This is a genomic window from Anaerolineae bacterium, from assembly GCA_014360855.1.
Lineage (GTDB): Bacteria > Chloroflexota > Anaerolineae > JACIWP01 > JACIWP01 > JACIWP01.
In genome coordinates this window covers 1-3,936 of the sequence record JACIWP010000273.1, presented here as the reverse complement: position 1 = coordinate 3,936, position 3,936 = coordinate 1, and the positions used below count along the sequence as shown (strand labels likewise).

Below are 3,936 nucleotides of genomic sequence, written 5' to 3'. Positions count from 1 at the left end.
GGACGCGACAGCCGGCGCTCCGCAGGAGCGCCACACCTTCATCACACATCACCCGCACACCGATCGTCTCCAGCACCTCCAGGGTGGCGAGGTGAAGCTCCTTGATCTGCTCCTCGGTCAGCAGGCGGTAGCTGGGCACACATTGGGACCGGAATCCCGAGTTCATCTCTCCCTCCTTTCCTCGTGGAAAACGTGTTGCTAGTGCCCGCCGGCGGCCTCCGCCTCGACACGGGCGATGATGGCATCGAGTTTCTGCTTGACCGCCGGCTCCAGCGGCTTCGGCTGGTGGGTCTCCAGAATCTGCAAAGCGCGCTGGCGGGCCTTATCTCCCAGGGTGCGTTTGCCGGCCTGCACCCAGTTCTCGTAACTGCCGCGCTCCAGCAGGGTGGGGAACCAGTTCTCGCGGACATGGCGCACGGTGTGCTCTGTGCCCAGGAAACTGCCGCCCGGCCCCACCGCGTCGATGACATCCAGCGCCAGCGTCTCGGCGTTGATGGTGATGCCTTGCATGAAGCGCCGCACCATGCCGGCGGCCTCGTCGCCCAGCACCACCATCTCCATGGAGGCGGTCAGCCCCGAGTCAATGTATCCGACATCATGGCAGAGGTTGCCGCCGGCCAACGCCGCCAGGAGCGTCCACATGCCCCCTTCCAGGCCGGCCTGCTGGTCAAAGCACTTGCTGTCGGAACAGGCGCCGAAAGAGAACACCGGCAGATGATAATAATGGGCCATTTCCGTGAGCGCCACCATGTTCAGCAGGAACTCCGGCGAGGCATAGGTGACGCTCATGGTGCGCATGTCCATGATGGTGACGCCGCCGCCGTACACGAAGCCCACTCCCTCACAGGCCAACTGCGCCATGACCAGGCCGGAGAGCAGTTCGGCATTGGCCACCACCAGGCCGCCGGCGCTGGTCATGGGGGCGGCCGCCCCGAACATCATGCCCGGGGTATAGACGATGGGCAGGCGCTTGCGGCAGGTATAGAGGAGCTTCTCCGTTCCCTCCACGATATGCTGGAGGGGGCTGATGGGTTCGGCGTAGAGGATGGCGAAGGGGCTGTGCTGGAAGGCTTCCTCGCCGCCGGCGACCGCCTCGCACATCTCGATGATGGCCTTCAGGTTGCGCAGGTTCCAGGCGGTGTAGCAGATAGGTTTGGTGGTGTTCTCCACCATGGCGCGGAAGTGATACAGGTCCGATACGGCCTGGTCCACATCCTGGGCGATGCCCATGCACATCACAAAGTCCAGGTTGGGCAGGCCGTCCACCAGGCGCGTCATTTCCACCACATCCTGCAGGCGGCTTGGCCGGCGCTCCCCGGTGCGGATGTCGATGACAAAGGGGGTGTCGGAACCGGTGCCAAAATAGGTGCGGCCGTCCTCCAGGAACATGGCCGGCCGGCCCTCCCGATCGCACAGCACCACGCGCGAGGGCGCGGTGCGGATGGCCCATTCCACCAGGCCGGCGGGGAAGCGCACGCGGTCCCCGTCCACCCAACAGCCGGCCTTGCGGAGCAGATCGCGCGCCTCCTCCACCATGACGCGCACGCCGGTGCGCCGCAGGACCTCCAGCGTCGCAAAATGAAGCTCTTCGATTTGGGCCTGGGATAACACGCGGATAGCAGGGGTCAGTTGGGCATGATAGTCACTGCGCATATTCCTTTCCTCCGTGTGGTGCGGGTGCGCGCCGGCCGCAGTCTTGGCGGGGGCCGGCGTCCCCTTCGGTTCAGGTTCGGGCGCCGCCGAGATACAGCCGCTGGACCTGCTCATCCTCCAGCAACTGCCGGCCGGTGCCCTCGTAGCGGATATGTCCCAGTTCCATCACATAGGCGCGGTGCGCGATCGCCAGCGCGCGCCGCGCGTTCTGCTCCACCAGCAGGATGGTGGTTCCTTCGCGGTTGATGTCCTGGACGTTCTCAAAGACCGCTTCCACCACCTTCGGCGCCAGGCCGAGGGACGGCTCGTCCAGGAGCATCAGCGCCGGATTCGCGATCAGCCCGCGGGCAATGGCCAGCATGCGGCGTTCTCCGCCGGATAGGGTGCCGGCGCGCTGGCGGTAGCGCTCCTTCAGGCGGGGAAAACGGGCATAGATGGCCTCCAGACGAGCGGCAAATTCGCTCGAGGGCAGTTGATAGGCGCCCATTTCCAGGTTTTCATAGACGGTCAGCGAGGGAAAGATACTGCGCTCCTGGGGCACGAAGGCGATGCCCCGCACCGCCACGCGGTGTGGGGACCAGCCGGTGATGTCCGTGCCGTCGAAGAAGATGCGGCCGGCGCGGATATCGGTCAGGCCCATGATGGAGCGCAGGGTGGTGGTCTTGCCGGCGCCGTTGGCACCCACCAGGGTCACGATTTCCCCCCGATGGACCTTCAGCGAGATGCCGTGCAGTACCTCGATTTTGCCGTAGCCGGCAACCAAGTCGCGGATTTCCAGCAGGGTATCGTCGGTATGATCGCTCATGCTCTGCTCCCGTTGCGGCTATACGCCCAGATAGGCATCAATGACACGCGGGTCACAGCTCACTGTCTCCGGCGTGCCCTCGCAGATTTTCTGGCCGTAGTTGAGCACCACGATCCAGTCACAGAGGTTCATGACCACGTTCATATCGTGTTCCACCAGCAGGATGGTCTTGCCGTGTTCATCGCGCAGGCGGCGGATATGCTGAAGGATGTTCTCCACCAGTGTGGGGTTGATGCCGGAGGCCGGCTCATCCAGCATCAGGAAGTCCGGGTCGGTCATCAGGGCGCGTGCGATCTCGACCAGCTTCTGCTCGGCATAGGAGAGGTTGCCGGCGTACTCGTTCTCGAAGCGCTCCAGGCCCATCATGGCCAGCAGTTCGCGGGCCTTCCTGACGTTCTCGCGCTCCTGCCGGCGCACTGCCGGCAGGTTCAGCACGCCGGCGACGAAATTCTCCCCCACCTGATGCTTGGGCCCCATTAACATGTTCTCCAGGACGGTCATGTTGCGGAAGACGCGCACCAACTGGAAGGTGCGGGCGATGCCCTTGCGGACGATGGCATACGGCGGCCAGCCGGTGATGCGCTCTCCCTTGAAATATATCTCGCCCTCGGTGGGGAGCAAGAAGCCGGTCACCAGGTTGAAGATGGTGCTTTTGCCGCTCCCGTTGGGGCCGATGAGGCCGAAGATGGTGCCGGCCGGCACCTCAAAGGAGCAGTGATCCACCGCTCGCAGACCGCCGAAGTCCTTGGAAAGGTTCTCGATGCGCAGCACGTGTCAGGCTCCTCGTCAGTCGTATCTGGGCTTTTGCTCAGGGATCAGGCCGCGCGGGGCGAAGATGGTCATGACAATGAGCAGGATGCCGAAGATGAGCTGTTGGAGGGGGGCGGCGACGGCCGGCGGCAGGCCGGCAAAGCGCAGTCCCTCGCGCAGGACCAGCAGCACGCCGGTGGCCACCACCGCGCCCAGGTTATTCCCCAGACCACCCATCATGATCGCCAGGAAAATGAAGAAGGTGAGCCACATGACGAAGCTGGAAGGGTCAATGAAGTTCATGTAATGGGCGAAGAGGCCGCCGGCCAGGCCGGCCAGCCCGGAACCGACCACCAACGCGATCATCTTGTACCAGTAGGTGTTCTTGCCCAACGCCTGGGCACCCATCTCGTCCTCGCGCACCCCCCGTAGGACGCGCCCGAACGGCGACAGCCGGATGCGCTCCACGAAGATGAAGCTGATGGCAACCATCACGAAGCTGAAGGCCAGGAACAGCGGCGCGGTATCCAGTTTGAAGCCGAAAAGAGACATATGGGGGATGCCGGGCAGGCCCATCGGGCCGCGGGTCACCGGCACCCAGTTCTTGAAGACGGCGCGGGTGATCTCACCCAATCCCATGGTGACCACCGCCAGGTAGTCCCCCACCAGCTTGACCGTGGGCAGGCCGATGATGAACCCAATCAGAGCGGATAGGGGCACGCCGGCCA

The 3,936-nt window shown here is 64.3% G+C and carries 4 protein-coding genes and 1 pseudogene; all 5 read right to left on the bottom strand.

The annotated features are described in order from the left end of the window. A pseudogene (locus tag H5T60_12515) lies at positions 1 to 217 on the bottom strand (trimethylamine methyltransferase family protein). Further along, positions 199 to 1,767 carry a trimethylamine methyltransferase family protein gene (locus H5T60_12510; GenBank protein ID MBC7243254.1) on the bottom strand — a complete coding sequence of 523 codons (1,569 nt, stop codon included), beginning with the start codon at positions 1,765 to 1,767 and terminating at the stop codon, positions 199 to 201. Before H5T60_12510 ends, H5T60_12515 begins: the two are co-directional and overlap by 19 nt. Next, positions 1,724 to 2,434 carry an ABC transporter ATP-binding protein gene (locus tag H5T60_12505; GenBank protein ID MBC7243253.1) on the bottom strand — a complete coding sequence of 237 codons (711 nt, stop codon included), beginning with the start codon at positions 2,432 to 2,434 and terminating at the stop codon, positions 1,724 to 1,726. Before H5T60_12505 ends, H5T60_12510 begins: the two co-directional genes overlap by 44 nt. Positions 2,435 to 2,476: 42 nt before the next feature. Continuing rightward, positions 2,477 to 3,229, bottom strand: coding sequence for an ABC transporter ATP-binding protein (locus H5T60_12500; protein MBC7243252.1), 753 nt, complete (start codon positions 3,227 to 3,229; stop codon positions 2,477 to 2,479). 15 nt (positions 3,230 to 3,244) lie between these two features. Continuing rightward, on the bottom strand, positions 3,245 to 3,936 hold a 692-nt coding region (locus tag H5T60_12495), incomplete at its 5' end, for a branched-chain amino acid ABC transporter permease (GenBank protein ID MBC7243251.1).